The organism is Enterobacter sp. 200527-13, assembly GCF_027924865.1.
Classification (GTDB): domain Bacteria; phylum Pseudomonadota; class Gammaproteobacteria; order Enterobacterales; family Enterobacteriaceae; genus Enterobacter; species Enterobacter ludwigii.
Map to the genome: position 1 here is coordinate 14,396 of NZ_BSCM01000001.1, position 26,021 is coordinate 40,416.

At 55.0% G+C, this 26,021-nt stretch carries 24 protein-coding genes and 1 tRNA gene; 20 read left to right on the top strand and 5 right to left on the bottom strand.

The window, feature by feature from the left end; genetic code table 11:
- The first annotated feature begins 1 nt into the window (after position 1).
- The 3 genes from QMG44_RS00090 to QMG44_RS00100 are packed head-to-tail and all read left to right on the top strand — an operon-like array spanning position 2 to position 3,432.
- Positions 2 to 943 carry an ABC transporter permease gene (locus QMG44_RS00090; protein ID WP_020882795.1) on the top strand — a complete coding sequence of 314 codons (942 nt, stop codon included), beginning with the start codon at positions 2 to 4 and terminating at the stop codon, positions 941 to 943.
- A gap of 2 nt (positions 944 to 945) precedes the next feature.
- A complete protein-coding gene (locus QMG44_RS00095) occupies positions 946 to 1,821 on the top strand; it encodes an ABC transporter permease (protein WP_014168751.1) in 876 nt (291 codons plus the stop codon).
- Between the two features lie 9 nt (positions 1,822 to 1,830).
- A complete protein-coding gene (locus QMG44_RS00100) occupies positions 1,831 to 3,432 on the top strand; it encodes a gamma-glutamyltransferase family protein (protein ID WP_020882793.1) in 1,602 nt (533 codons plus the stop codon).
- A gap of 41 nt (positions 3,433 to 3,473) precedes the next feature.
- On the opposite strand, the gene QMG44_RS00105 is transcribed toward QMG44_RS00100, so the two are convergent.
- The gene (locus QMG44_RS00105) at positions 3,474 to 4,244 is read right to left on the bottom strand and encodes an amidohydrolase (RefSeq protein WP_014168753.1); all 771 of its coding nucleotides are present in this window, start codon (positions 4,242 to 4,244) and stop codon (positions 3,474 to 3,476) included.
- Positions 4,245 to 4,352: 108 nt separating this feature from the next.
- Positions 4,353 to 6,797: an acyl-CoA dehydrogenase FadE gene (gene fadE, locus QMG44_RS00110; protein ID WP_014168754.1), complete on the bottom strand. Its 2,445-nt coding sequence runs from the start codon at positions 6,795 to 6,797 to the stop codon at positions 4,353 to 4,355.
- 239 nt (positions 6,798 to 7,036) lie between these two features.
- Here fadE and lpcA point away from each other — a divergent pair, with 239 nt between their 5' ends.
- Both lpcA and QMG44_RS00120 read left to right on the top strand, forming a co-directional pair.
- Positions 7,037 to 7,615 carry a D-sedoheptulose 7-phosphate isomerase gene (gene lpcA / locus QMG44_RS00115; protein ID WP_086532904.1) on the top strand — a complete coding sequence of 193 codons (579 nt, stop codon included), beginning with the start codon at positions 7,037 to 7,039 and terminating at the stop codon, positions 7,613 to 7,615.
- Positions 7,616 to 7,661: 46 nt separating this feature from the next.
- Positions 7,662 to 8,429, top strand: coding sequence for a class II glutamine amidotransferase (locus QMG44_RS00120; RefSeq protein ID WP_014168756.1), 768 nt, complete (start codon positions 7,662 to 7,664; stop codon positions 8,427 to 8,429).
- On the opposite strand, the gene dpaA is transcribed toward QMG44_RS00120, so the two are convergent.
- Positions 8,400 to 9,140 carry a peptidoglycan meso-diaminopimelic acid protein amidase gene (dpaA, locus tag QMG44_RS00125; protein ID WP_014168757.1) on the bottom strand — a complete coding sequence of 247 codons (741 nt, stop codon included), beginning with the start codon at positions 9,138 to 9,140 and terminating at the stop codon, positions 8,400 to 8,402. The two genes, QMG44_RS00120 and dpaA, sit on opposite strands and share 30 nt — an antisense overlap.
- A gap of 298 nt (positions 9,141 to 9,438) precedes the next feature.
- Between dpaA and QMG44_RS00130 the strand changes: the two genes are divergently transcribed.
- The 8 genes from QMG44_RS00130 (at position 9,439) to dinB (ending at position 16,639) form a co-directional block, all read left to right on the top strand.
- On the top strand, positions 9,439 to 10,782 hold the full coding sequence (locus tag QMG44_RS00130) for a Na(+)-translocating NADH-quinone reductase subunit A (RefSeq protein WP_086532903.1): 1,344 nt from the start codon (positions 9,439 to 9,441) through the stop codon (positions 10,780 to 10,782).
- Positions 10,783 to 10,785: 3 nt separating this feature from the next.
- A complete protein-coding gene (locus tag QMG44_RS00135) occupies positions 10,786 to 12,021 on the top strand; it encodes an NADH:ubiquinone reductase (Na(+)-transporting) subunit B (protein ID WP_086532902.1) in 1,236 nt (411 codons plus the stop codon).
- Complete coding sequence (locus QMG44_RS00140; protein ID WP_020882789.1) at positions 12,014 to 12,808, top strand: Na(+)-translocating NADH-quinone reductase subunit C; 795 nt, start codon at positions 12,014 to 12,016, stop codon at positions 12,806 to 12,808. The genes QMG44_RS00135 and QMG44_RS00140 overlap by 8 nt, the downstream gene beginning before the upstream one ends.
- On the top strand, positions 12,801 to 13,439 hold the full coding sequence (locus tag QMG44_RS00145) for an NADH:ubiquinone reductase (Na(+)-transporting) subunit D (protein WP_025205100.1): 639 nt from the start codon (positions 12,801 to 12,803) through the stop codon (positions 13,437 to 13,439). Before QMG44_RS00140 ends, QMG44_RS00145 begins: the two co-directional genes overlap by 8 nt.
- 6 nt (positions 13,440 to 13,445) lie before the next feature.
- Positions 13,446 to 14,042, top strand: coding sequence for an NADH:ubiquinone reductase (Na(+)-transporting) subunit E (gene nqrE / locus QMG44_RS00150; protein ID WP_014168762.1), 597 nt, complete (start codon positions 13,446 to 13,448; stop codon positions 14,040 to 14,042).
- A 10-nt stretch (positions 14,043 to 14,052) separates the two neighbouring features.
- Positions 14,053 to 15,276, top strand: coding sequence for an NADH:ubiquinone reductase (Na(+)-transporting) subunit F (gene nqrF / locus QMG44_RS00155; protein ID WP_086532901.1), 1,224 nt, complete (start codon positions 14,053 to 14,055; stop codon positions 15,274 to 15,276).
- On the top strand, positions 15,276 to 15,479 hold the full coding sequence (gene nqrM / locus QMG44_RS00160; protein ID WP_020882787.1) for a (Na+)-NQR maturation NqrM: 204 nt from the start codon (positions 15,276 to 15,278) through the stop codon (positions 15,477 to 15,479). Before nqrF ends, nqrM begins: the two co-directional genes overlap by 1 nt.
- 101 nt (positions 15,480 to 15,580) lie before the next feature.
- On the top strand, positions 15,581 to 16,639 hold the full coding sequence (gene dinB / locus QMG44_RS00165; RefSeq protein WP_014168765.1) for a DNA polymerase IV: 1,059 nt from the start codon (positions 15,581 to 15,583) through the stop codon (positions 16,637 to 16,639).
- Between the two features lie 54 nt (positions 16,640 to 16,693).
- Here dinB and pepD read toward each other — a convergent pair whose 3' ends face one another.
- Entirely contained in the window at positions 16,694 to 18,151 is a 1,458-nt protein-coding gene (gene pepD, locus QMG44_RS00170; protein ID WP_032677472.1) for a cytosol nonspecific dipeptidase, read from the bottom strand.
- 260 nt (positions 18,152 to 18,411) lie between these two features.
- On the opposite strand from pepD, the gene gpt reads away from it, so the two are divergent.
- The 3 genes from gpt (at position 18,412) to crl (ending at position 20,679) form a co-directional block, all read left to right on the top strand.
- A complete protein-coding gene (gene gpt / locus QMG44_RS00175) occupies positions 18,412 to 18,870 on the top strand; it encodes a xanthine phosphoribosyltransferase (RefSeq protein ID WP_010427903.1) in 459 nt (152 codons plus the stop codon).
- Positions 18,871 to 18,975: 105 nt separating this feature from the next.
- A complete protein-coding gene (gene frsA / locus QMG44_RS00180; RefSeq protein WP_014168767.1) occupies positions 18,976 to 20,220 on the top strand; it encodes an esterase FrsA in 1,245 nt (414 codons plus the stop codon).
- Between the two features lie 57 nt (positions 20,221 to 20,277).
- Positions 20,278 to 20,679: a sigma factor-binding protein Crl gene (gene crl / locus QMG44_RS00185; protein WP_020882784.1), complete on the top strand. Its 402-nt coding sequence runs from the start codon at positions 20,278 to 20,280 to the stop codon at positions 20,677 to 20,679.
- A 107-nt stretch (positions 20,680 to 20,786) separates the two neighbouring features.
- On the opposite strand, the gene phoE is transcribed toward crl, so the two are convergent.
- Positions 20,787 to 21,839: a phosphoporin PhoE gene (phoE, locus tag QMG44_RS00190; RefSeq protein WP_014168769.1), complete on the bottom strand. Its 1,053-nt coding sequence runs from the start codon at positions 21,837 to 21,839 to the stop codon at positions 20,787 to 20,789.
- A gap of 305 nt (positions 21,840 to 22,144) precedes the next feature.
- Between phoE and proB the strand changes: the two genes are divergently transcribed.
- From proB to QMG44_RS00210, 4 genes are all read left to right on the top strand, one after another.
- Entirely contained in the window at positions 22,145 to 23,248 is a 1,104-nt protein-coding gene (gene proB, locus QMG44_RS00195; protein WP_020882782.1) for a glutamate 5-kinase, read from the top strand.
- An 11-nt stretch (positions 23,249 to 23,259) separates the two neighbouring features.
- Positions 23,260 to 24,513 carry a glutamate-5-semialdehyde dehydrogenase gene (proA, locus tag QMG44_RS00200; protein WP_014168771.1) on the top strand — a complete coding sequence of 418 codons (1,254 nt, stop codon included), beginning with the start codon at positions 23,260 to 23,262 and terminating at the stop codon, positions 24,511 to 24,513.
- Between the two features lie 111 nt (positions 24,514 to 24,624).
- Positions 24,625 to 24,700: transfer RNA gene (locus QMG44_RS00205), tRNA-Thr, on the top strand.
- A gap of 151 nt (positions 24,701 to 24,851) precedes the next feature.
- Complete coding sequence (locus tag QMG44_RS00210) at positions 24,852 to 26,018, top strand: phage integrase central domain-containing protein (protein WP_086532900.1); 1,167 nt, start codon at positions 24,852 to 24,854, stop codon at positions 26,016 to 26,018.
- The last annotated feature ends 3 nt before the right edge of the window (positions 26,019 to 26,021 follow it).

The following is a 26,021-nucleotide window of genomic DNA, read 5'->3' on the forward strand; positions in this document are numbered from 1 at the left end:
CATGCTGGAACTGATTTGCAAACGTCTGCTGCTGGCCATCCCGACCTTACTGCTGGTGAGCATGATGGTGTTTGGCCTGCAAAAACTGCTGCCCGGCGATCCGCTGATCGCCATGGCCGGGGAGGAGCGCGATCCGGCGGTGATCGCCCAGCTGCGTGCTGAGCTCAATCTCGATGCGCCCATCCCTGTGCAGTACTTCAACTGGCTGACGCGCGCGCTGCAGGGCGATCTTGGTGTCTCCTTACGCACTCACGAGCCGGTCACCCAGCTCATTGCCAGCAAACTGCCGGTGACGCTGGAGCTGTCGCTGCTGGCGATGATCATCGCGCTGGTGTTTGGCATCAGCATGGGGATCCTCGCGGCGGTCAACAAAAACAGCTGGGTCGATCACGGTGCCAACTTTGTGGCGATCTCGGGGATCTCGATACCGCATTTCTGGCTCGGGATCCTGTTGATTCTGGTCTTCTCGGTCAATCTGCAATGGCTGCCAGCGTCGGGGTTCGTGCCGTTTAGTGAAGATCCGATCCAGAACCTGCGTACGCTGTTGTTGCCTGCCTCGGTACTGGGAACGGGGCTGGCGGCCACGCTGATGCGCCATACCCGCGCCTCCATGATCGCGGTAATGAAGGCCGATTACATACGCACCGCACGGGCTAAAGGGCTGTTGCCAAAGGCGGTGATTTTAAAGCATGCGTTTCGCAATGCGCTGGTTCCGGTGATCACCCTGACCACGCTGCTGTTCGGCGAACTGCTGGGTGGCGCGGTACTGACCGAACAGGTCTTCACCATTCCAGGGTTCGGCAAGATGATCGTCGATTCGGTCTTTAACCGTGACTATGCGGTGGTGCAGGGGGTGGTGCTTATCGTGGCGATCGGATTCCTGCTGCTGAACCTGCTGGCCGACGTGCTTTACGTTCTTATCAACCCGAAAATGCGAGGTTAAGCATGGCGGAACTGACAACTCAAACCATTGCCGCGGTTCAGCCCCGTGCGCAGAACCGGGTGCTGAAGAAATTTCTCGCCAATAAAAGCGCGGTGATGGGTGCCGTGGTGGTGGGCTTTTTTGTGCTGGTGGCACTGCTGGCACCGTGGATCGCGCCTTTTGATCCGGTGAAAGCCAATTTCCTGGCGGTGCGTAAAGCGCCTTCAGCGATGTACTGGTTTGGGACCGATGAACTGGGCCGCGATATTTTGTCCCGCATTATCTGGGGGGCGAGAACGTCGTTGATGGCTGGCTGTATGTCGGTGGTGATCGCCGTGGTCATTGGCGTTCCGCTGGGGCTGGTGGCGGGTTACTTCCAGAAGATGTGGGACGGCGTGATCTCGCGTTTTATTGAAGCGCTGCTGGCCTGTCCGTTCCTGATCATGGCGATCGCGCTCGGGGCGTTTCTGGGCCCAAGCCTGACCAACGCCATGATCGCCATTGGCCTCTCCGCAATGCCGATCTTCGCCCGCCTGACGCGCGGCCAGGTGATCGCCATTCGCAACGAAGAGTATATCGACGGCGCGAGGGCGATTGGCTTGCCGGATCGCTGGATCATCATTAAGTATGTGCTGCCCAATGTGATGTCTCCGATTCTGGTGCAGGCCACGCTGGCCATTGCCTCGGCAATCATTGCTGAAGCCAGCCTCTCATTTCTGGGGTTAGGCCAGCAGCCGCCGAACCCGTCATGGGGCTCAATGCTTAATACCGCGAAAGGTTTCCTTGAGCAGGCTCCATGGATGTCTGTGTTCCCCGGTGTGGCGATTTTTCTTGCCGTGCAGGGCTTTAATTTACTCGGCGACGGGCTGCGCGATGCGCTCGATCCGCGCCATGACTAAGGAGTCATGATGACCAAAGCGCTTGATTTCACTTCCGGTTACGATTCACGACGCCCGCCGATGATGGGCCACAACGCCGTGGCGACATCTCAGCCGCTGGCGGCCCAGGCGGGAATGAAAATGCTGCAGCTCGGCGGGAACGCGGTTGATGCGGCGGTTGCAACCGCCATGGCGTTGACGGTGGTTGAACCCACCGGCAACGGTATTGGCAGCGATGCCTTTGCCATCGTCTGGGATGGTGAAAAACTCCACGGCCTGAACGCCTCAGGCCGCTCGCCTGCCAGCTGGCATGCGGATCTGTTTGCCGGGAAAACCGCGGTGCCGGAAATTGGCTGGGACGCCGTTACCGTGCCGGGTGCGGTTTCGGGCTGGGTGGCGCTGGCAGAACGTTTTGGCACGCTGCCGCTCACTACGCTGGCGCAACCGGCCATCGAGTATGCGCGTAACGGTTTTCCGGTCTCCCCGTTGATTGGGCATCTCTGGCAGCGGGGTTATAACAAGCTGAAAGATCAGCCAGGCTTTAGCGCCTGCTTTGCACCGGAAGGGCGTGCTCCCCGGGTTGGCGAGATCTTCCGTAACCCGGCGCAGGCTCATTCGCTGGAGCTGATTGCCAGAACCAACGGTGAAGCGTTTTACCGCGGCGAGCTGGCGCAGAAAATTGCCGCTTTCGCGAAAGAGCATGGCGCGCACCTGACGGCAGAGGATTTGGCCAATCATCGTGTGGACTGGGTAGAACTGCTGTCGCGTGATTTTGCCGGTGGTTCAGTGCAGGAGCTGCCGCCAAACGGGCAGGGCATCGCCACGCTGATTGCGCTCGGTATTCTGGAGCAGTGTGGAATTGAAAAACATCATCCGGATTCCGTGCAGTCGCTTCATCTGTCTATTGAAGCGATGAAACTGGCGCTGGCGGATCTCGATCGCTACGTCGCTGATGAAGAACACATGGAATTCGCGGCCCAGGCGTTGCTGAGCGATCGTTACCTGGCGTCGCGCGCGGCGCTTATCGACCCCGATAACGCCTCCGATTTCGTCTACGGTTCGCCGACGCAGAGCGGCACGGTCTACCTGAGCGCTGCAGATTCCAGCGGTATGATGATCTCCTTTATTCAGTCCAACTATATGGGCTTTGGATCCGGGATTGTGGTGCCGGAGACCGGGATCAGTCTGCAAAACCGCGGCTGTGGCTTTGTGCTGGATCCAAACCATCCGAATGCGCTGGCGGGCAGTAAGCGTCCGTTCCACACCATCATTCCGGGCTTTGCGATGGACGGCAACGGTAAACCGCTGATGTCCTTTGGCGTCATGGGCGGGCCAATGCAGGCGCAGGGGCATATGCAGATGGCGCTGCGCATCATGCTGCACGGGCAAAACCCACAGGCGGCAATTGATGCGCCTCGCTGGCGCGTGGTGCAGGGCAGAGAAGTGATCGTCGAATCGACGTTCGATCGCAATACTATCGCCGCACTGCGTGAGCGCGGGCACCAGATCGTGGTGGAAGATCCGCTCCAGGATTACAACTTCGGCGGCGCGCAGGTGATTTATCGTATGCCGGAAGGGCACTATGTGGCGGCGACAGAGAGCCGCAAAGACGGGCAGGCGCTGGTGAGTTAATGATGTCCCCTCCCTCTACCTGTGAGAGGGAGGGGAAACCGTTATCCAATGCTAAAGGGATCCGCATCCTGCCAGGCCGGAAACTTCTCGCGATATTCCTTCAGGGCCGTCAGTGACAACTCAGCATCAATGCGCGTTGCCTGATGCGGCTCGGCGGTGGCAATGATTTCACCCTGCGGGTTCACCACCCGGCTATCCCCCCGATAATGATGCCCGTTGCCATCGGTCCCCACGCGGTTACAGCCGACCACATACGCCTGGTTTTCAATGGCGCGTGCGACCAGCAGCGACTGCCAGTGCAGGGAGCGCGGGGCAGGCCAGTTGGCGACATACAGCGCCAGGTCGTAATCGTTGCGGTTGCGTGACCACACCGGGAAGCGCAGGTCGTAGCAAACCAGCGGCAGAATACGCCAGCCGCGCCATTCGAACACCACGCGCGCATCACCCGCTTCATAGTGATGATGTTCATCTGCCATGCGGAACAGGTGGCGTTTATCATAGAAATGCACTTTCCCTTCCGGCTCGACCAGCAGGAAGCGGTTGACCGGCCCGCGTTCGGTTTGCAGCGCAGCGCTGCCGGCAATCAGCGCATTGGTTTGCTGCGCTTTGGCGTGCATCCAGGCGACCACCTCTTGCTGTGGCATTGACTGTTGCGCCGCTTCCATGGCGAAGCCGGTAGTGAACATCTCCGGCAGGACAATCACATCACGCCCGGTAATGCCTTCCAGTTGACGATCAAAGTGGCGCAGGTTGGCAGGGCCGTCCATCCACACTAAAGGTTGCTGCAAAATCGAAATCTTCAGACCAGGCACAATTCAGACTCCTCAAACGACCACTTTTTGACACTGTAGCACGACATAAAGAGAAAATGTGGCAATAAAAAACCCCGCGCGTGGCGGGGTTTGTAGAAGCGAAACGCGTTATGCAGCTTCAGGTTTGCGGACCTTCTCCGGCAGCTTTACCGGCTGTGTCGCCAGCTCATCCGGGTCGAAATCATCCACGTTAATGCTGCGCAGACGGCTCTCTTCGGCTTTCACCAGCAGAGCGGCTTCATCATTGTTGATGATCCCGCCCGTCAGGGCCTGTTTCGCCAGTTCATCCAGGCGGGTGAACGGCAGGTTTTTGCCCAGCTGTTTGCAGATCTTCTGGTGGATGGGATCGGCAGCCATCACGTCCAGCAGCGCTTCTTCCAGCAGACCAACCGGGTTATGCGGTGTTGGAGCCAGATACTGACCGCGGCCGATACGGGAACGGGTTGCGCTCGGTACCTGCAGGATCTTCGCCACTTTGTGATCCAGTTTGTCAGACGGCGCCAGATGATGACGACCGGTCGGGAAGATCACCACGCGAAGGGCGCCTGCAACAAAGCGGTTCGGGAAGTTCGCCAGCAGATCGTCAATGGCCTGTTCCGCCTGATACATCGCATCCTGAACACCCCAGTGAACCAGCGGCAGATCGGCTTCCTGACGGCCTTCATCGTCGTAGCGTTTCAGGACCGCAGAGGCCAGGAAGATTTGGCTCAGCACATCACCCAGACGGGCAGAGATACGCTCGCGACGCTTCAGGCTACCGCCCAGCACCGCCATAGAAACATCTGACAGCAGAGCGAGGTTGGCGCTCAGGCGGTTAAGATGCTGGTAATAACGCTTGGTCGCATCACCGGTTGGCGTGGCGCTGGTAAGACCGCGCGTCAGACCCAGCCAGAAGCTGCGCACCTTATTACTGCCCACGTGACCGATATGTTTGAACAGCAGCTTGTCGAAGGCATCCACGTCGTTATTCTGCGCGGCGGCCATCTCTTCCAGCACATAAGGATGGCAACGGATTGCCCCCTGGCCGAAGATCATCATGCTGCGGGTCAGGATGTTTGCCCCTTCAACGGTGATGGCAATCGGTGCGCCCTGGTAGCCGCGCGCCAGGAAGTTACCCTCGCCGAGCATGATGCCTTTACCGCCCGCGATATCCATTGCATCAATGATTGACTGCTGTGCGCGGTGGGTACAGTGATACTTCACGATAGCTGACAGCACGGCCGGTTTTTCGCCCAGCATAATGCCGTAGGTAATCAGGGAGGCGGCAGCATCCATCACGTAGGCGTTGCCTGCGATACGTGCCAGCGGCTCTTCGATCCCTTCCATCTTGCCGATAGAGATTTTGAACTGACGGCGGATATGGGCGTATGCACCAATCCCCATCGCGACAGATTTCAAACCACCGGTCGAGTTCGACGGCAGGGTAATACCGCGGCCAACCGACAGACATTCCACCAGCATGCGCCAGCCCTGACCGGCCATTTTCGGACCACCGATGATGTAATCAATCGGTACAAAGATATCCTTTCCGCGGGTTGGGCCGTTCTGGAACGGTACGTTCAGCGGGAAGTGGCGACGACCAATTTCAACTCCTGGGGTCGAGGTTGGGATCAGCGCACAGGTAATGCCCAGATCTTCTTCACCGCCCAGCAGTTTTTCCGGATCGGAGAGCTTAAAGGCCAGGCCCAGCACGGTCGCGATAGGGGCGAGCGTAATATAACGTTTGTTCCAGGTCAGGCGCATCCCCAGCACCTGTTGACCCTGCCATTCACCCATGCAGACGACGCCGGTATCCGGGATCGCACCCGCATCGGAACCCGCTTCTGGGCTGGTCAGCGCGAAGCATGGAATTTCCTGGCCACGTGCCAGACGCGGCAGGTAGTGATCTTTCTGCTCTTCGGTACCGTAGTGTTGCAGCAGTTCACCCGGGCCTAACGAGTTCGGCACGCCAACGGTGATCGCCAGGATCCCGGAAACGCCTGCCAGTTTTTGCAGGACGCGGGCCTGAGCGTAAGCGGAAAACTCCAGACCGCCGTACTCTTTCTTAATGATCATCGCGAAGAAGCGGTGTTCTTTCAGATACGCCCACAGTTCTGGCGGCAGGTCCGCCATTTCATGGGTAATCGCGAAGTCATTTGCCATGCGGCACGCTTCTTCCACCGGACCATCAATAAAGGCCTGTTCTTCAGCGGTCAGACGCGGTTGCGGATAGTTGTGCAGCTTTTTCCAGTCCGGGTTGCCCTGGAACAGGTCGCCTTCCCACCAGGTGGTACCGGCATCAATCGCTTCTTTCTCCGTACGCGACATGGGCGGCATCACTTTGCGGAAGCCTTTGAACACCGGCGCGGAGATCATCGATTTACGCATCGGCGTAAAGTTAAACGGCAGAAGAATGATAGCCAGCGGGACTAAAAGCCAGATATTCCACAGGCCAGCGACGCCAAGCGCAGCCGTCCAGGCCAGCAGAATCAGACTGCTCAGGAATAAACTCACCCGGTGATAGAACAGCACACCGAGCAGAACAACGGTTGCGAGAATGCTCAAAATCATCATAAAGAAAAGCTCCCTTGCTTGTAGGAGGTCTGACCACTTGTGATGATATGGTTGTAGTTGATGTTATTTCCTTTAGCAATGTGTTTACAAAATAATTACAACCTGGTTCACATTGTTCAGGTTTAAGCCGGCACGAAAACGCAAAACGCCAGACGATTCGCATGGCTTTAGCTTCTCGCTTTTCCCGCTATCCGGTACACTCCACTGTGTTATTTCATCAATACTGAAGGATTATCCTCATGTACCAGGATCTTATTCGTAACGAACTGAACGAAGCGGCGGAAACGCTGGCTAACTTTCTGAAAGATGATGCCAATATTCACGCTATTCAGCGCGCAGCGGTCCTGCTGGCCGACAGTTTCAAGGCCGGCGGTAAAGTGCTCTCCTGTGGTAACGGTGGTTCCCACTGTGATGCGATGCACTTTGCAGAAGAGCTGACCGGGCGTTATCGTGAAAACCGTCCGGGCTACCCGGCGATTGCGATTTCCGATGTGAGCCACATTTCCTGCGTCAGTAACGATTTTGGTTATGACTATATCTTCTCTCGCTACGTCGAAGCCGTGGGCCGTGAAGGTGACGTGCTGCTGGGTATTTCGACGTCCGGAAACTCGGCTAACGTGATCAAAGCGATTGCCGCAGCGCGTGAAAAAGGGATGAAAGTCATCACCCTGACCGGTAAAGATGGCGGTAAGATGGAAGGTACGGCGGATATCGAAATCCGTGTTCCACACTTCGGTTATGCTGACCGCATTCAGGAAATTCACATCAAAGTGATCCACATCCTGATCCAGCTGATCGAAAAAGAGATGGTTAAGTAAGACTTCGCTGGGGGCATGATTGCCCCCGCTGTTGTGGAGGTGATGTATGTGCGAATTGCTCGGGATGAGCGCCAATGTGCCAACCGATATCTGCTTTAGCTTCACCGGGCTCGTTCAGCGCGGCGGGGGCACCGGGCCGCATAAAGACGGCTGGGGCATTACCTTCTACGAAGGCAAAGGATGTCGCACATTCAAAGATCCCCAGCCCAGCTTTAATTCCCCGATTGCCAGACTGGTGCAGGACTATCCCATTAAGTCCCGCTCGGTGATTGCCCACATCCGTCAGGCAAACCGTGGGGAAGTGGCGCTGGAAAATACCCACCCGTTCACCCGCGAGCTGTGGGGCCGTCACTGGACCTACGCGCACAATGGCCAGCTCTCCGGCTATAAGTCGCTGGAGACGGGCAATTTCCGTCCGGTCGGTGAGACCGACAGCGAAAAAGCGTTTTGCTGGCTGCTGCACAAGCTGACGCAGCGTTATCCACGCACGCCCGGCAACATGACCGCCGTCTTCAAATACATTGCGTCGCTGGCATCAGAACTGCGTGAGAAGGGCGTGTTCAACATGCTGCTGTCTGACGGGCGTTATGTGATGGCGTTCTGTTCGACCAATCTGTTCTGGATCACGCGCCGCGCGCCGTTTGGCGTCGCCAAGCTGCTCGATCAGGATGTGGAAATTGATTTTCAACGAGAGACCACACCGAATGATGTGGTCACAGTGATCGCGACCCAGCCGCTGACGGGCAACGAAACCTGGCAAAAGATTATGCCAGGCGAGTGGGTCTTATTTTGTCTCGGGGACCGAGTAGTTTGATGCCAGCTGCGGCTGGACGACTTCGTGGCTCAGCGGCTTGCTGACCACATAGCGGCCATCGACAACCGAGACAACCGGCGGCTTGTGCGTCTGCTCAAAGTAGTCGTAACCCGGTTTCAGCTGTTTCCAGAAATCCGCGTAGTAGGAGTACTTGTGACGCGCCATGTTGGCATCGGTCATGCGGAACGGGTAGATGCTGACCTGAACGTTCGGCTGACCAAAGACCAGTGCGCCGGTGACAAACTGGAAAATCTCATCAATGCCGGTATCGGTCATCGCATAACAGCCGATAGACACGCATGCACCGTGGATCATCAGGTATTTGCCTTCATAACCGTGGGCACGGTCATAGGCGTTCGGGAAGCCAATGTTAATGGCTTTATAGAAGCGGCTGTCAGGTTTTAGCTGGCTACGCTGAACGTTGTAAAACCCTTCCGGACTTTTGAAATCGCCCTGACGCTGTTTTGGCCCCAGACCACCGGAGTAGTTACAAATCTTGTAACTATCAAGCAGCTGATATGTCTCGCCCATTTTTACAAACAGATCGAGTGTGCGTTCTTCCTTGAAGATTTGAATATAAACCGGTGATCCCATTAACTGCTGTTTATATTCTTTGCTGACCGGCGTGGTTGAGCTATTGCTGCTGAGCAGCCCGGCAAACGATACGCACGGAATCAGGAGCATCGCAATGAACAATGCGATTTTACGCATACTACTAGTTCCTTGATAAAACTAAGACCAAATTGCCAGGACGGCAAAAGAGACCCGAAATCAGATTATTCTGTTAGGTGCGCTCACATTAGCACCGCCATAGATTTTCGCAAGAGCCGGACGGTGAGTTTACAAATTAGTTTTACTTTATAAACCATCAAAATCGCGTTGGCTCCAGGAACTTTGCGTAATACCTCGCACTTTAGCGCCTGCAACCGAGGTTTTGGTGCCCGAAAAACAGCGAAAATGGTACACTTCGCCCCCTCTGGATTGAAGTTCATGGAAGCTTGCTAACCACATGTTTAAAATCAGAAAAGGACTTGATCTGCCGATTGCAGGCGTGCCCGAGCCGCACGTTTCGCCTGGCGCAAGTGTCCGCCATGTCGCCATTTTGGGCGATGACTACCTGGGAATGCGTCCCTCAATGCTGGTGCAGGAAGGCGATCGCGTCATTAAAGGACAGGCGCTCTTCGAGGACAAAAAAAATCCTGGCGTTATGTTTACGACCCCCGCGAGCGGCACCGTGGTGGCAATCAATCGCGGTGAACGTCGCGTCCTGCAGTCGGTGGTTATCCGTATTGAAGGCGACGAACAACGTGAGTTTTCCCGTTTCGACGCAGCAGACCTCGCCGCCCTGAGCCGGGAAACCGTTCAGGCACAACTGCTGGCGTCCGGCTTGTGGACGGCGTTTCGCACGCGACCTTTCAGCAAATCGCCTGTTCCGGACACGCTTCCGGCCGCTATTTTCGTCACTGCCATTGATACCAACCCGCTCAGCGCGGACCCGGAGCCCATCATTCTGGCGCAGCGTAACGCGTTTGATGCCGGGCTAACCGTGTTAACCCGTCTGACTTCGGGGAAGGTCCACGTCTGTCAGGCGGGCGGCGGCAAACTCGGAGGCCATCCGCAGGGGCAAGTTACGTTTAATGCGTTTGCAGGTCCGCACCCGGCGGGGTTAGTCGGAACGCATATCCACTTCCTGGAGCCGGTGAGCCTGACGAAACAGGTCTGGCATCTGAATTATCAGGACGTGATTGCCATAGGTAAGCTATTTACTACCGGTGAACTGTGCTCTGAACGGGTGATCGCCCTCGGCGGGCCACAGGCAGCAAATCCACGCCTGGTGAAAACGCTGCTGGGTGCGGACATTAATGAACTGCTTGCCGGTGAAACGAAAGAGGGTGAAAACCGCCTGATTTCCGGCTCGGTGCTCAGTGGCCGTCATGCGGCTGGCGCGCAGGCGTATCTTGGGCGCTTCCACCTGCAGGTCAGTGTGGTTCTGGAAGGTCGCGAGAAAGAGCTGTTCGGCTGGGTTCTGCCGGGTGCTGAGAAGTATTCCGTGACCCGCACTACCCTTGGGCACTTCCTGCGTCGCAAACTCTTTAATTTCTCGACCAGCACCCACGGCGGAGAGCGCGCCATGGTTCCGATTGGCAACTACGAGCGCGTTATGCCGCTGGATATTCTGCCAACTCTGCTGCTGCGCGATCTGCTGGCCGGCGACACCGACAGTGCCCAGGCGCTGGGGTGCCTCGAGCTTGACGAAGAAGATCTGGCGCTCTGTACCTATGTCTGTCCGGGAAAATACGAATATGGACCGGTATTGCGCGAGGTGTTAACCCGCATTGAGCAGGAAGGATAACTGATGGGCTTAAAACACCTCTTTGAAAAAATAGAGCCGCACTTTACGCACGGGAAGCTCAGGAAGTACTACCCGCTGTATGAAGCAACGGCGACCATTTTCTACACGCCGGGGCTGGTCACAAAAGGGGCGGCACACGTTCGCGATGCTATCGACCTCAAACGAATGATGATTCTGGTCTGGTTTGCGGTCTTCCCGGCCATGTTCTGGGGTATGTACAACGTTGGCCTGCAGACCATTCCGGCGCTGCATCATTTATATGATGCCCCACAGCTGGCTCAGGTTATCCAGTCGGACTGGCACTACCGCCTGGCCCAGACGTTAGGCGTCAGCTTTGCAGCCGATGCCGGCTGGATAAGCATGATGACGCTGGGAGCCGTATTCTTCCTGCCAATCTACATCACGGTGTTTATCGTGGGGGGCTTCTGGGAAGTGCTGTTCGCCATCATTCGCAAACATGAGATCAACGAAGGCTTCTTCGTGACGTCGATTCTGTTTGCCCTGATTGTTCCACCAACGCTGCCGCTCTGGCAGGCGGCACTGGGGATCAGTTTTGGCGTGGTGATTGCCAAGGAGATCTTCGGTGGCACCGGGCGCAACTTCCTCAACCCGGCACTGGCCGGGCGAGCTTTCCTGTTCTTTGCGTATCCGGCGCAAATCTCGGGCGACCTGGTGTGGACGGCCGCGGATGGGTTCTCGGGTGCGACGCCGCTTTCGCAGTGGGCCGCGCACGGGGGCGAAACGCTGGTTAACAACGCCACGGGTCAACCCGTGACCTGGCTGGATGCCTTTATTGGCAACATTCCCGGCTCTGTTGGGGAAGTTTCCACGCTGATGATTTTACTCGGGGGCGCCATCATTCTCTTCGGACGTGTTGCGTCGTGGCGCATTGTCGCAGGGGTAATGATTGGCATGGTGTTAACAGCCTCGATGTTTAATTTCATCGGTTCCGCCACCAACCCGATGTTCTCCATGCCCTGGTACTGGCATCTGGTGCTGGGTGGGTTCGCTTTCGGCATGATGTTCATGGCCACCGATCCTGTCTCTGCGTCCTTTACCGACAAAGGTAAATGGAGCTATGGCGTGCTCATTGGTGCGATGTGTGTCCTGATTCGTGTGGTCAACCCGGCTTATCCGGAAGGGATGATGTTGGCCATTCTGTTTGCCAATCTGTTTGCGCCGCTCTTCGACTATCTGGTCGTGCGCGCCAACATTAAGCGGAGGAAAGCGCGTGGCTGAAAGCAAGAATAACGACAGCATCGGCAAAACGCTGCTGGTGGTGCTGGTCCTTTGCCTGGTCTGTTCCATTGTCGTGGCTGGCTCTGCCGTGGGATTAAAACCACGGCAACAGGAGCAGCGCGCGCTGGATAAACAACGCAACATCCTGGCTGTGGCCGGGTTAATGCAGGAAGGGATGAGTACAGACGACGTGGCTGAACTCTTCGCGGAGCGCATTTCGGCGCGTCTGGTGGATTTAAAAACCGGCCAGTTGCTGGATAAAGACCCGACGAAATTTAACCAGGCACTGGCACTGAAAGACCCTGAGATGAGCTTGACGCTGGAGGCATCGCAAGATCCCGCTGGCATCAAGCGTCGCAGTAACCTCGCCGAAATTTACCTTGTGCGCGATGAGCAGAAGCGGGTGCAGGAGGTCGTGCTGCCGATATACGGCAACGGGCTGTGGTCGATGATGTACGCCTTTGTGGCACTCGATACGGATGGTCGCACGGTGAAAGGGATTACCTATTATGACCAGGGCGAAACGCCAGGGCTCGGCGGTGAGGTTGAAAACCCTAACTGGCGCGCGCAGTTTGTCGGCAAGAAAGTGCTCGACGATAACGGCCTGCCTGCCCTGAAGGTGATGAAAGGGGCTGCGCGTCCGGGTGACGAATATGCCGTAGATGGGCTTTCCGGGGCAACGCTCACGTCAAAAGGGGTGCAGCACAGTTTTGATTTCTGGATGGGCGAGCTGGGCTTTGGTCCTTTCCTGAAAAACGTACGTGAAGGAGCGCTGAACAATGGCTGATACGGGTGAACTGAAAGAAGTCAAAAAGGTGCTCATTGGCCCGCTACTGGCGAATAACCCTATTACCTTACAGGTGCTGGGAGTCTGTTCGGCGCTGGCGGTCACGACAAAACTGGAAACCGCGCTGGTCATGACCGTCGCGGTCACGCTGGTGACGGCATTTTCCAGCATGTTTATCTCCATGATCCGCCACCACATCCCGAATAGCGTGAGGATCATTGTGCAGATGGCGATCATCGCGTCGCTGGTGATCGTGGTCGATCAGCTACTGCGCGCTTTCGCGTATGAAACGTCAAAACAGCTCTCGGTGTTTGTCGGCCTGATTATCACCAACTGCATCGTGATGGGGCGTGCCGAAGCTTATGCGATGAAAATGCCTCCGCTGGCGAGCTTTATGGACGGGATCGGTAACGGTCTCGGTTACGGCGTTATCCTGCTGACCGTTGGGTTCCTGCGCGAGCTGATCGGCAGCGGTAAGCTGTTTGGCGTCACGGTGCTGGACACGGTACAAAACGGCGGCTGGTATCTGCCAAACGGACTCTTCCTGCTGGCCCCAAGCGCATTTTTCATTATCGGTTTGCTGATCTGGCTGATTCGTACCCTGAAGCCCGAACAGCAGGAAAAGGAGTAACCGACGATGGCTCATTACCTGAGTTTATTTGTGCGCGCGGTGTTTGTTGAAAACATGGCACTCGCGTTTTTCCTGGGCATGTGTACGTTTCTTGCCGTTTCCAAAAAGGTATCGACGGCGTTTGGTCTGGGTGTTGCGGTCACGGTGGTGCTCGGCTTATCTGTACCGATTAACAACCTGGTGTACAACTTTGTGCTGCGCGACGGTGCGCTGGTAGACGGTGTCGATCTCAGCTTCCTGAACTTCATCACCTTTATCGGTGTGATTGCAGCGCTGGTACAAATCCTGGAGATGATCCTCGACAGGTATTTCCCGTCGCTATACAACGCGCTGGGGATTTTTCTGCCGTTGATCGCGGTGAACTGCGCCATCTTTGGTGGCGTCTCGTTTATGGTTCAGCGTGATTACAACTTCAGTGAATCCGTTGTGTATGGTTTCGGCTCCGGCATCGGCTGGATGCTGGCTATCGTCACCATGGCGGGGATCCGCGAAAAAATGAAATATGCCAATGTGCCTGCGGGGTTACGTGGCTTAGGGATCACCTTTATCACCACCGGCCTGATGGCGCTGGGCTTTATGTCCTTCTCCGGTGTGCAGCTATAAGGGCTAACAGATGGAAATTATTCTTGGCGTGGTGATGTTCACGCTGATTGTACTGGTGTTGTCAGGGCTGATTCTGGCGGCACGCGCGAAGCTGGTGAATTCCGGCGACGTGGTGATTGATATCAACGGTGAGCCGCAAAACCAGATCCGCACGCCGGCGGGGGATAAACTGCTCAATACGCTCTCCGGCAACGGGATCTTTGTCTCCTCAGCCTGCGGTGGCGGTGGCTCCTGCGGTCAGTGCCGCGTCACGGTGAAAGAGGGGGGCGGGGATATTCTGCCCACTGAGCTGGCGCATATCACGAAGCGTGAGGCAAAAGAGGGCTGCCGTCTGGCCTGCCAGGTCGCGGTGCGCCAGGACATGAAAATTGAGCTGCCGGAAGAGATCTTCGGGGTCAAAAAATGGGAGTGTGAAGTTATCTCTAACGATAACAAAGCGACTTTCATTAAAGAGCTGAAGCTGCGCGTGCCGGAAGGGGAAGATGTTCCGTTCCGGGCCGGGGGATACATCCAGATTGAGTGCCCGGAGCACACCGTGGCGTATACGGACTTCGACGTTCCGGATGAGTACCGTGCCGACTGGGACAAATTCAATCTTTTCCGTTTTGTGTCTGACGTTAAAGAACCGACGCTTCGCGCCTACTCAATGGCCAACTACCCGGACGAGAAGGGCATCATTATGCTCAACGTGCGTATCGCCACGCCGCCGCCGAGTGTGCCTGATGCACCCCCGGGCGTCATGTCGTCGTATATCTGGTCCCTGAAGCCGGGTGACAAGGTGACCATCTCCGGTCCGTTTGGCGAGTTCTTTGCTAAAGAGACCGAGGCTGAAATGGTCTTTATCGGTGGTGGCGCGGGCATGGCACCGATGCGTTCGCACATTTTTGACCAGCTCAAGCGCCTCGGGAGCAAGCGCAAAATCAGCTTCTGGTACGGGGCACGCTCGCTGCGAGAGATGTTCTATGATGATGAGTTTGAGCAACTGGCGCGTGAAAACCCAAACTTCACCTTCCATGTGGCCCTCTCCGATCCGCAACCGGAAGATAACTGGACCGGCCACACGGGGTTCATCCACAACGTGCTTTATGAAAACTACCTCAAGCAGCATCCTGCGCCAGAGGATTGCGAATTTTACATGTGTGGGCCGCCAGTGATGAACGCTGCAGTCATTAAGATGCTAAAAGATCTGGGTGTGGAAGATGAGAACATCCTGCTGGATGACTTCGGGGGGTGATGATGCTGACGTTTCTGGCAACTTTCGCGGTTTTTTTGCTTGTTGTACTCGGCATGTCTCTGGGCTGGATCATAAAGCGTAAAAGCATTCAGGGCAGCTGTGGTGGTATCTCCGCGCTCGGGATGGAAAAAGTGTGCGACTGCCCCGAACCCTGCGACGCCCGTAAAAAACGCATGGCGCGTGAGGCCCGACGGATCCTGTAGTGAATCCGGTGTTTTCCCTCTTCCAGGAGGAGAGGGGAAACACACTTCTCAATCCTCATTTCTTTACTGTATACTTATCCAGTAATGAGTGAGGGCTTACTATGCGCAAAATTATCCATGTCGATATGGACTGCTTTTTTGCCGCAGTGGAGATGCGTGACAATCCGGCGCTGCGGGATATACCTATTGCGATTGGCGGTAGCCGTGTCCAGCGCGGTGTGATCAGCACCGCCAACTACCCTGCGCGCAAATTTGGCGTGCGCAGTGCTATGCCAACTGCCATGGCGCTAAAGCTGTGCCCTCATCTCACACTGTTGCCCGGCCGATTTGAAGCCTACAAAGAAGCCTCCCTGCATATCCGCGAGATCTTCTCTCGCTATACCTCGCTGATTGAACCTCTGTCGCTGGACGAAGCCTACCTGGATGTCACTGACAGCCTGCACTGCCACGGCTCCGCAACGTTAATGGCGCAGGAGATCCGCCGGACTATCTTCAACGAGCTCAATCTGACCGCTTCCGCGGGCGTCGCACCGGTGAAATTTCTCGCCAAAATAGCGTCTGATTTGAATAAACCCGATGGTCAGTACGTCATCACTCCGGAAGAGGTTCCGGCGTTTTTAAAAACGCTGCCGCTCGGCAAAATCCCCGGCGTGGGGAAAGTGTCTGCTGCAAAGCTGGAAAGTATGGGATTACGGACCTGTGAAGATGTACAGCGAAGCGATCTGGCCATGCTGCTTAAGCGTTTCGGTAAGTTTGGTCGCGTGCTGTGGGAGCGCAGTCAGGGAATTGATGAGCGCAGCGTGAGCAGCGAGCGGCTGCGTAAATCGGTCGGGGTTGAACGCACGCTGATGGAAGATATCCATGACTGGTCCGAGTGTGAAGTCATTATCACTGACCAACTTTATCCCGAACTGGAGCGGCGGTTAGCGAAAGTAAAACCCGATCTGCTGATTGCCCGTCAGGGCGTTAAGCTCAAGTTTAACGATTTCCAGCAGACGACGCAGGAGCATGTCTGGCCGCGACTGAATAAAGACGATCTTATCGCTACCGCGAGAAAAGCCTGGGAAGAGCGGCGGGCAGGGCGGGGAGTCAGGCTGGTGGGGTTACATGTGACGCTGCTGGACCCGCAACTGGAGCGGCAGCTGGTATTGGGGTTATAGCAGGCGGATTTGTCAGCCCGGCAGGCAACGCGCTACCGGGCATCATACGGTGAATTACTTAGCAGGGATCGCTTTCAGCAGTTCAGTCAGCAGAGTCCAGTAATGACCCACGCTTTCAATATGAACCTGCTCATCCGGCGAGTGCGGACCGGTAATGGTTGGCCCGATAGACACCATGTCCATGTTCGGATACGGTTTCTTGAACAGACCACACTCCAGACCTGCGTGGATCACCTGAATGTTCGGGGTACTGTTGAACAGACGTTGGTAAGTTTCACGCACCAGCGCCATCACCGGCGAACTGGCATCCGGCTGCCAGCCTGGGTAGCTACCTTTTGCGGAGGTGTGCGCACCCGCCAGTTTACCCAGAGACTCCAGCATGCTCACCACATACTCTTTACCGCTGTCGATAAGCGAGCGGATCAGGCAGATGATCTCCGCGCTGTCATCGCTCATGGTGACCACGCCCACGTTCAGGGAGGTTTCAACCACGCCTTTCGCGACGTCTGAGTTACGAATCACGCCGTTTGGCGTCGCGTTCAGCAGCTGAACGAAGGCGTCACGAGACGGGGAGGTCAGCGCCGCTTTGTCGGTAGTCACGGACTCCAGCACCACGGTCAGGTTCTTCTCTTTCGCTGACAGTTCATTTTTCAGGATATCCAGGTACACGCTGGAAAGCTTTTTCAGCTCGTCAGCTTTTGCAGCGGGTACTGCCACGGTCGTGAAGGCTTCACGCGGAATGGCATTGCGCAGTGTGCCGCCGTTGAAATCCACCAGACGCAGATCCAGCTCAGCCGCGTGGCCAGCCAGGAAGCGTGCCAGCAGTTTGTTGGCGTTGCCCAGACCCAGGTGAATATCACCACCGGAGTGGCCGCCTTTCAGCCCTTTCAGCGTCAGCTTGAAGGTCTGGAAACCAGCAGGGATCGCTTCGCGGGACAGTGGCAGGGTCGTGATGAAATCAATCCCGCCGGCGCAGCCCATGTAGATCTCACCCTCTTCTTCAGAGTCGGTGTTGATCAGAATGTCCGCCTGCAGCCAGTTCGCCTGCAGACCGAACGCGCCGTCCATGCCTGCTTCTTCCGTCATGGTCAGCAGCACTTCCAGCGGACCGTGCTCAACGCTGTCGTCCGCCAGGACCGCCAGAGCAGACGCCATACCAATGCCGTTATCTGCACCAAGGGTCGTGCCGCGCGCTTTCACCCAGTCGCCATCGATGTAAGGCTGGATAGGGTCTTTGGTGAAGTCGTGAACGGTGTCGTTGTTTTTCTGTGGAACCATGTCCAGGTGCGCCTGCAGCACAACCGGTTTACGGTTTTCCATGCCTGCGGTCGCCGGTTTGCGGATCAGAATGTTGCCAACCTGGTCGCGTTCAGCATGCAGACCTTTTTCCTTCGCCCAGCCCATAATATGTTCGGCAAGCTGTTCTTCATGGTAGGAAGGGTGGGGAATGGAACAGATTTTGGCAAAAATATCCCACAGTGGCTGTGGAGATAATTGAGACAGTTCAGACACGATAAGTCTCCTTGTCGATGCCCTGCAAAGCGAGTTGCAGGTCACAGGGTTAGCAGGTTAATAGTTACCACAAGACAGGCTTGCGAGATGCAACTGAGAATACCACTTTCTCCGGTGGCTGGTAGCATAAAGCATGTAAAAACTCAGGCTCCGGGCGCTAAACACTGGTTTTTAGTGCGTCAGATCTCTATAATCTCGCGCAACCTATTTCCCCCTCGAACACTTTTTAAGCCGTATACAAACAGGCTGGGACACTTCACATGAGCGAAAAATACGTCGTCACCTGGGACATGTTGCAGATTCACGCACGCAAACTGGCTGCGCGTCTGATGCCTTCCGAACAGTGGAAAGGCATTATTGCCGTCAGCCGTGGCGGTCTGGTACCGGGGGCGCTGCTGGCACGTGAGCTGGGTATTCGTCATGTCGATACCGTATGCATCTCCAGCTATGACCATGACAACCAGCGTGAGCTGACCGTGCTGAAACGTGCGGAAGGCGACGGTGAAGGCTTCATCGTTATCGACGACCTGGTTGATACCGGCGGTACCGCGGTGGCTATCCGCGAAATGTATCCAAAAGCCCACTTCGTCACCATCTTCGCGAAGCCAGCAGGCCGTCCGCTGGTTGACGATTACGTGATTGATATCCCTCAGGATACCTGGATTGAACAGCCATGGGATATGGGCGTGGTATTCGTACCGCCAATCTCTGGTCGTTAATTCTCTTACGCACTTATTTAACGCCCGGTGATACCGGGCGTTGTTTTTTTTAGTCTGACGCGCGTTACAATGGTCTCTATATGACGTATTCATGGAGGCAACGTAATGACGCAGGCGAATCTCACCGAGACTCTCTTCAAACCCCGTTTCAAACATCCTGAAACGTCGACGCTGGTGCGCCGGTTTAATCCGGGGACCATGCCTGCCGTCCAGTCTGCATTAGACGGTAAAAACGTGCCCCACTGGTACCGCATGATTAACCGTCTGATGTGGATCTGGCGCGGTATTGATCCCCGTGAAATCCTTGATGTGCAGGCGCGTATCGTGATGAGCGAAGCCGAGCGCACCGACAGTGAACTCTACGATACGGTCGTGGGTTATCGCGGGGGAAACTGGATCTACGAATGGTCTAAACAGGCGATGCTCTGGCAGCAAAAAGCCAGCCAGGAAGAGGATGCCACGCTCAGCGGCAAACACTGGCTGCATGCGGCCAACCTCTATGCTATTGCCGCATACCCGCATTTGAAAGGTGATGAGCTGGCCGAGCAGGCTCAGGCGCTGGCGAATCGCGCCTACGAAGAGGCCGCTCAACGCTTGCCGGGCCGGATGCGCGAGCTGGAGTTTACCATCCCGGGTGGCGCGCCCGTCACCGGGTTCCTGCATATGCCAGAAGGCGAAGGCCCGTTCCCGACCGTTCTGATGTGCGGCGGGCTGGATTCACTGCAAATCGACTATTACAGCCTGTATGAGCGTTACTTCGCACCAAAAGGGATCGCGATGCTGACGCTGGATATGCCCTCAATTGGCTTTTCATCCAAATGGAAACTGACTCAGGACTCGAGTCTTCTGCACCAACATGCACTAAAAGCGCTGGAAAACATTCCATGGGTTGACCACACGCGTGTTGCTGCATTTGGCTTCCGCTTTGGCGCCAACGTCGCCGTGCGTCTGGCTTACCTTGAAGCTTCGCGCCTGAAGGCCGTCGCCTGTCTCGGTCCGGTGGTGCACGCCCTGCTCAGCGATCCGACCCGGCAGGGCCGCGTGCCGGAAATGTACCTTGATGTGCTGGCCAGCCGCCTTGGCATGCATGATGCATCAGACGAAGCGCTGCGCGTTGAACTCAATCGTTACTCGCTAAAAACGCAGGGGTTGCTGGGACGGCGTTGTCCTACGCCGATGATGTCAGGGTACTGGAAAAACGATCCCTTCAGTCCCGAAGAGGAGTCACGCTTAATCACTTCGTCATCTGCGGATGGCAAATTGCTTGAGGTACCGTTCAGCCCGGTGTACCAGAATTTTGACAAAGCATTGAGAGAGATCACACGCTGGATCGCGCAGAGATTGTGTTAATAGATTGCTAAATTTTGCTGGTTTGGTAAAACAGTGGCTTCACAAAAGGAGATCGCAATGACGTTACCGAGTGGACACCCGAAAAGTAGACTGATCAAGAAGTTTATGGCTCTCGGCCCGTATATTCGAGAAGAGCAGTGTGAAGAAAATCGCTTTTTTTTCGACTGCCTGGCTGTATGCGTCAACGTGAAGCCTGCACCCGAAAAACGTGAATTCTGGGGCTGGTGGATGGAAATGGAAGCGGAAGAAAAACGTTTTACGTATAGCTACCAGTTCGGCCTGTTTAATAAAGACGGCTACTGGCAAACAGCCCCTATCAAAGACCAGGAAGTGATCGACCGCCTGGAGCATACTTTGAAAGAGTACCTCGAAAAGGCAAGAGCACTGCTGGCCACCCTGGATCTGAAGCTTGAACCCGCGGATAACTTTTCCAGCGAAGCGGTTAAGCTGACGGCGTAATCGCGATATTTCTCTCTTCGCGAGGGATGGGGTGAGGGCAGTAAACCCGACCCCCTCCAGGCAAAAAAATCCCGGCATCTGCGCCGGGATTTTTTATTTCAACAATATCAGAACTGGTAGGTCATACCCAGAGCAACGATGTCATCACTGCTCACGCCCAGTTTATTGTCGTCATCAATCTGGTTGATTTTATAATCAACAAACGCGGACATATTTTTGTTGAAATAATAGGTCGCGCCCACGTCGATGTATTTCACCAGATCTTCGTCACCCACACCTTCGATATCCTTGCCTTTAGACTGGACATAACCCAGGGACGGACGCAGACCGAAATCGAACTGGTATTGTGCAACAACTTCAAAGTTCTGAGCCTTATTCGCAAAACCACCTGAAATTGGGGTCATATTGCGGGTTTCAGAGTACATCGCTGCCAGATAAATATCGTTAGCGTCATATTTCAGACCGGTTGCCCATGCTTCCGCTTTTTTACCTTCACCGCGCGTCAGCAGGTTTTGTGCGTTAGTACGGTCAGAGTTGGTGTAGGCACCGCTGACGGCGAAGTCGCTGCCACCGAAGTCATAGGTCAGAGAGGTACCGAAACCGTCACCGTTCTGTTTTTTGACGTCGCGGTTTTCGTTTTTGCCCTGATACTGCAGGGTCATATCCAGGCCATCAACCGCACCGAAGAAGTCGGTGTTACGGTAGGTGGCAAGACCGCTCGCACGTTTGGTCATGAAGTTATCAGTCTGGGCTGAAGAGTCACCGCCGAACTCAGGGAACATATCGGTCCAGGCTTCAACGTCGTACAGTGCGCCCAGGTTACGACCGTAATCCAGAGAGCCAATGTCTTTCAGTTTCAGACCAGCAAACGCCAGACGCGTTTTCTGTGTAGAGTCGCTTTCTGCTTTGTTACCGGCAAATTCAGCTTCCCAACGGCCATAGCCCGTCAGCTGATCGTTAATCTGTGTTTCGCCTTTAAAACCGAAACGGACGTAAGTCTGGTCACCATCTTTAGTGTCATCATCGCTGATGTAGTGCATTGCTTTAACTTTGCCGTATACGTCCAGTTTATTACCGTTTTTATTATAAACTTCGGCTGCGTGTACAGATGCGGAAGCCACAACGCCCATTACCACTAATGCCAGTGTGCTCTTTTTCATTTTCGATCCTGTCTTATAAACGCGCTAAAAAAATTCGCTGGACGATAAGCTCATGCTTAAGTCCCGTGAAAAAACAGAAAGGGTTTTAACGTTACGCAATGAAACTTTTATGACAAATTAAGAATAATTTTAAAAAACTGTGATTTATTATTTCGGTAATAAAACTGTCAAATTTTGCCGCTACGCTTCCTGATCCCGCGCAACAAAGTGTTTCGCGATGTGCTAAGGCAGTTGGCAACGGGGCTGACACCTGTTAAAACGTTCGTTTGACATCATTTTCCCTTATCGTTGAACGGCAGAGAATCATGAGTGACAGCCAGACGCTGGTGGTAAAACTCGGTACCAGTGTTTTAACAGGCGGATCGCGCCGCCTTAATCGCGCCCACATTGTTGAGCTTGTACGTCAGTGCGCTCAGTTGCATGCCGCAGGGCATCGTATTGTAATTGTGACCTCCGGGGCAATTGCCGCCGGGCGTGAACACCTGGGTTACCCCGAACTCCCCGCGACGATCGCTTCTAAACAGCTGCTGGCCGCCGTGGGACAAAGCCGACTCATTCAACTCTGGGAACAGCTGTTTTCTATCTATGGCATCCACGTCGGGCAGATGCTGCTGACGCGTGCGGATATGGAAGACCGGGAGCGTTTCCTGAACGCGCGCGATACGCTGCGCGCGCTGCTGGATAACAACATCGTTCCCGTCATTAACGAAAACGATGCCGTTGCCACCGCTGAAATCAAAGTGGGTGATAACGATAACCTCTCGGCGCTGGCCGCAATTCTGGCAGGCGCTGATAAATTACTGCTCCTGACCGACCAGCAGGGGCTCTTCACCGCCGACCCGCGTTCAAATCCAGATGCTGAACTGATTACCGATGTACACGGTATCGACGATGCGCTACGCGCCATCGCAGGTGACAGCGTTTCAGGCCTCGGGACCGGCGGGATGGGGACCAAACTGCAGGCTGCTGACGTGGCATGCCGTGCCGGTATCGACACCATCATTGCCGCGGGCAGCCGTCCTGGCGTGATTGGCGACGTGATGGAAGGCATCTCCGTGGGAACCCGCTTCCACGCGCAGGCATCCCCGCTGGAGAACCGTAAACGCTGGATCTTTGGCGCACCGCCGGCAGGCGAACTCACCGTTGATGAAGGGGCGACCGCCGCAATTCTGGAAAGAGGGAGCTCATTACTTCCTAAAGGAATTAAAAGCGTGACAGGCAACTTCTCACGTGGTGAAGTGATCCGTATCCGTAATCTCGAAGGTCGTGACATCGCCCACGGCGTAAGCCGCTACAACAGCGATGCCCTGCGCCGTATTGCGGGTCACCATTCACAGCAGATCGACGCCATTCTGGGTTATGAATATGGCCCGGTTGCCGTGCATCGTGATGACATGATTATTCGTTAAGGAGCCAGAAAATGCTGGAACAAATGGGCGCAGCCGCGAAGGCCGCCTCTTACAAACTGGCGCTCCTTTCCAGCCGCGAGAAAAACCGCGTGCTGGAAAAAATCGCTGATTATCTGGAATCGCAGTCGCAGGAGATTCTGCTCGCCAACGAGCAGGATCTGCTGGAAGCGCGTCGCAATGGCCTGAGCGAAGCAATGCTCGACCGCCTGGCGCTGACCCCGGCACGTCTGAAAGGCATCGCTGACGATGTCCGCCAGGTCTGCAATCTTGCCGATCCGGTTGGTCAGGTCATTGATGGTGGGCTGCTCGACAGCGGGCTGCGCCTTGAGCGTCGTCGCGTGCCGCTGGGCGTGATTGGCGTGATCTATGAAGCCCGTCCCAACGTTACGGTTGATGTCGCTTCCCTGTGCCTGAAGACCGGCAACGCTGCCATTCTGCGTGGCGGGAAAGAGACCTGGCGTACCAACGCCGCGACCGTAAACGTTATCCAGCAGGCGCTGGAAGAGTGCGGCCTGCCAGCAGGTGCCGTACAGGCAATCGAGAGCCCGGACCGTGCGCTGGTGAACGAGATGCTGCGCATGGATAAATACATCGACATGCTGATCCCACGCGGTGGCGCGGGCCTGCACAAGCTGTGCCGTGAGCAGTCGACCATTCCTGTAATCACGGGCGGTATCGGCGTGTGCCATATCGTGGTCGATGACAGTGCCGAGATTGAACCGGCGCTGAAGATTATCGTCAATGCCAAAACCCAGCGTCCAAGCACCTGTAATACGGTTGAAACGCTGCTGGTGCATCAGGGCATCGCCAATACCTTCCTGCCTGCTCTGAGCAAACAGATGGCCGAAAGCGGCGTGACGCTGCACGCGGATGCCAACGCGCTGGCACTGCTGAAAGACGGCCCGGCGACGGTGGTACCGGTCAAAGCGGAACAGTACGACGACGAGTTTCTGTCGCTGGATTTGAACGTGAAGGTGGTTGCGAGCCTTGACGATGCCATTGCTCACATCCGTGAACATGGTACCCAGCACTCGGATGCGATTCTGACGCGCACCCTGCGCAATGCCGATCGCTTTGTGAATGAGGTGGACTCCTCTGCCGTATACGTGAATGCCTCAACCCGCTTCACCGACGGTGGCCAGTTCGGCCTGGGCGCAGAAGTTGCTGTCAGCACGCAAAAACTGCATGCAAGAGGCCCGATGGGCCTGGAAGCACTGACCACCTACAAGTGGATCGGCTTCGGTGATGATACGATTCGTGCGTAAATAATCACGGGTGATGCAAAAATAGCCGTTTGATTCAAAAGGGCATTGACGCATCACCCGGTTAGATCTAACCTTTTGCCCCGTGGTTACGCTCGTAACCGGCCTTTCAGGGCCGATATAGCTCAGTTGGTAGAGCAGCGCATTCGTAATGCGAAGGTCGTAGGTTCGACTCCTATTATCGGCACCATTTCAACTTCCTCAAGCTTCCGTATTAATCCATAAATACCCTGATTTATAACGATTTTACTACGTTTTAGTCCATCATCGTCCGTAACCATCCAGTAGAATCCGATACGGAATGTGTATATGTTCCCGTTCGGTCCTGGATTCCTATACACATGCCTTTAAACGATATGCAGATTCGCCGTGCTAAGCCTGAGGATAAACCTTATACGCTTGGGGATGGGCAAGGCTTGTCATTGCTTATAGAACCTAATGGAAGCAAGAGCTGGCGGTTCCGCTATCGTTTTGCCGGTAAACCAAAAATGATCTCGCTGGGTGTCTATCCGATGATCACACATGCAGATGCCCGTTCCCGTCGTGACGATGCCCGAAAACTGGTCGCGGAAGGAAAGAATCCGAGTGAGGTTCGAAAAGAGCAGAAGATTGCTTTGCAAACCGAGTCTGAAAGCGCGTTCGAAAAGATAGCGACAGAGTGGAATCAAATGAAGTCTGCCAAATGGTCGAAAGGGTATGCCTCTGACATCATGGAAGCGTTTCAGAACGATATCTTTCCTTACGTGGGTACGAGACCAGTAGGCGAAATTAAACCGCTAGAACTTCTTAATGTGCTGCGTAAAATCGAAAAGCGTGGTGCATTAGAAAAAATGCGCAAAGTTAGGCAGCGTTGCTCTGAGGTTTTTCGCTATGCCATTGCTACAGGAAGGGCTGAGTTTAACCCAGTAGCGGATCTTTCTAGTGCCCTTGATGTACACCAATCAAATCACTTCCCGTTCCTAAAAGCTGATGAGATACCCGATTTTCTGCGCGCTTTGGATGATTACACCGGAAGTCGGCTTGTCCTGATTGCTACGAAATTACTGATGATTACTGGTGTAAGAACCATCGAATTACGTGCTGCATTGTGGTCGGAATTTGATCTGGATAACGGTATTTGGGAAATTCCAGCAGAAAGGATGAAAATGCGAAGGGCACACCTTGTGCCACTATCGACTCAAGCGTTAGATTTACTCAATGAACTCAAGATCATGACAGGGAACTATCGTTATGTTTTTCCGGGGCGGAACGATCCGAACAAGCCTATGAGCGAAGCGAGCATAAATCAGGTTATCAAGCGTATCGGATATGGAGGTAAAGTAACGGGGCATGGATTTAGGTATTCTTTATCAACAATACTACATGAAAAAGGCTTTGATTCTGCATGGATAGAAATGCAATTGGCTCATGTAGATAAAAATAATATCCGTGGAACTTACAATCATGCTAATTACATATCAAATAGCAAGTGTATGATGCAATGGTACAGTGATAATATTTTAATTTAAGGG

Excerpts from the sequence above, each read along its gene's own strand:
- crl (WP_020882784.1), top strand. The coding sequence starts at position 20,278 with ATGACGTTACCGAGTGGACACCCGAAAAGTAGACTGATCAAGAAGTTT.
- QMG44_RS00210 (WP_086532900.1), top strand. The coding sequence starts at position 24,852 with ATGCCTTTAAACGATATGCAGATTCGCCGTGCTAAGCCTGAGGATAAA.
- dinB (WP_014168765.1), top strand. The coding sequence starts at position 15,581 with ATGCGCAAAATTATCCATGTCGATATGGACTGCTTTTTTGCCGCAGTG.
- nqrF (WP_086532901.1), top strand. The coding sequence starts at position 14,053 with ATGGAAATTATTCTTGGCGTGGTGATGTTCACGCTGATTGTACTGGTG.
- nqrE (WP_014168762.1), top strand. The coding sequence starts at position 13,446 with ATGGCTCATTACCTGAGTTTATTTGTGCGCGCGGTGTTTGTTGAAAAC.
- QMG44_RS00135 (WP_086532902.1), top strand. The coding sequence starts at position 10,786 with ATGGGCTTAAAACACCTCTTTGAAAAAATAGAGCCGCACTTTACGCAC.
- proB (WP_020882782.1), top strand. The coding sequence starts at position 22,145 with ATGAGTGACAGCCAGACGCTGGTGGTAAAACTCGGTACCAGTGTTTTA.
- QMG44_RS00100 (WP_020882793.1), top strand. The coding sequence starts at position 1,831 with ATGACCAAAGCGCTTGATTTCACTTCCGGTTACGATTCACGACGCCCG.
- gpt (WP_010427903.1), top strand. The coding sequence starts at position 18,412 with ATGAGCGAAAAATACGTCGTCACCTGGGACATGTTGCAGATTCACGCA.
- frsA (WP_014168767.1), top strand. The coding sequence starts at position 18,976 with ATGACGCAGGCGAATCTCACCGAGACTCTCTTCAAACCCCGTTTCAAA.
- dpaA (WP_014168757.1), bottom strand. The coding sequence starts at position 9,140 with ATGCGTAAAATCGCATTGTTCATTGCGATGCTCCTGATTCCGTGCGTA.
- lpcA (WP_086532904.1), top strand. The coding sequence starts at position 7,037 with ATGTACCAGGATCTTATTCGTAACGAACTGAACGAAGCGGCGGAAACG.
- phoE (WP_014168769.1), bottom strand. The coding sequence starts at position 21,839 with ATGAAAAAGAGCACACTGGCATTAGTGGTAATGGGCGTTGTGGCTTCC.
- fadE (WP_014168754.1), bottom strand. The coding sequence starts at position 6,797 with ATGATGATTTTGAGCATTCTCGCAACCGTTGTTCTGCTCGGTGTGCTG.
- QMG44_RS00095 (WP_014168751.1), top strand. The coding sequence starts at position 946 with ATGGCGGAACTGACAACTCAAACCATTGCCGCGGTTCAGCCCCGTGCG.
- QMG44_RS00090 (WP_020882795.1), top strand. The coding sequence starts at position 2 with ATGCTGGAACTGATTTGCAAACGTCTGCTGCTGGCCATCCCGACCTTA.
- proA (WP_014168771.1), top strand. The coding sequence starts at position 23,260 with ATGCTGGAACAAATGGGCGCAGCCGCGAAGGCCGCCTCTTACAAACTG.
- nqrM (WP_020882787.1), top strand. The coding sequence starts at position 15,276 with ATGATGCTGACGTTTCTGGCAACTTTCGCGGTTTTTTTGCTTGTTGTA.
- QMG44_RS00130 (WP_086532903.1), top strand. The coding sequence starts at position 9,439 with ATGTTTAAAATCAGAAAAGGACTTGATCTGCCGATTGCAGGCGTGCCC.
- QMG44_RS00120 (WP_014168756.1), top strand. The coding sequence starts at position 7,662 with ATGTGCGAATTGCTCGGGATGAGCGCCAATGTGCCAACCGATATCTGC.
- QMG44_RS00145 (WP_025205100.1), top strand. The coding sequence starts at position 12,801 with ATGGCTGATACGGGTGAACTGAAAGAAGTCAAAAAGGTGCTCATTGGC.